Origin of the sequence: Saccharicrinis aurantiacus (assembly GCF_001660705.2) — a bacterium.
GTDB classification, from domain to species: domain Bacteria; phylum Bacteroidota; class Bacteroidia; order Bacteroidales; family Marinilabiliaceae; genus Saccharicrinis; species Saccharicrinis aurantiacus.
Genome location: NZ_LYBV02000015.1, coordinates 1 through 752 on the forward strand (window position 1 = coordinate 1; position 752 = coordinate 752).

The 752-nt window shown below is 46.5% G+C and carries 1 protein-coding gene; it reads right to left on the reverse strand.

What is annotated here, in order from left to right; translation table 11 throughout:
* Positions 1 to 58: 58 nt before the first annotated feature.
* Positions 59 to 752: formylglycine-generating enzyme family protein (locus A8B35_RS05650; protein ID WP_075602405.1), on the reverse strand; the 694-nt coding region annotated here is incomplete at its 5' end.

Below are 752 nucleotides of genomic sequence, written 5' to 3' on the forward strand. Positions count from 1 at the left end.
CTGGCCATGTCAGTTTCCTATTAGGTTTTTTGTTGTTAAGTTATTGTAGTAATTACAATTACCTAATGGTATCCTTTGTAACATTAGCTACGCAACGCATACCTACGCCACTCCCTCTGTTAGTGGGTTTTCTATTGCCCGATCGGCGATACATATTACCACTTCCTCCCGGAAATCCACGTGTACTTCTATTGGAGCGATAAGTACTATCGGTACATGTTGGGTTGGTTACGGGGTCTTCTGTAAAGGGATACCAATAATCAAATATCCATTCGCCTACACCACCCGACATGTCATACAATCCCAAAGGATTGGGGGGGAAGTAGCCTGGAGGTGTCTTACTTCTTGGAAGGTCCACACCCTTTCCATAATAATTACGGCCTCCATCTATGGTACCATCATCGGTGGCATTGGCTACTGCTTGCCCACGGCTGCGTGCGGCATATTCCCATTGGGCTTCAGTAGGCAAGCTCATGGGTACCCCCACCAAGTCGCCCAGCCACTCGCAATACTCCTGTGCCTCGTACCAGGTCATACCTGTTGCAGCTACATTCGGTTTTCGATAACGAGTAGAGCCTATAAATTGACTGTGAATAGAATCAATGCCAACTGCTTTGGTAAACAAGTCAAACTCAGCATAGGTAATTTCGTACTTCTGCATGTAATAGCTGTCTAGCGTAACCTCGTGTAAGGGGTAACTAGCGGGGTCACCAAAAAACGGTTTGTTATAGCCACTGGGGTAGGTTTTCCCC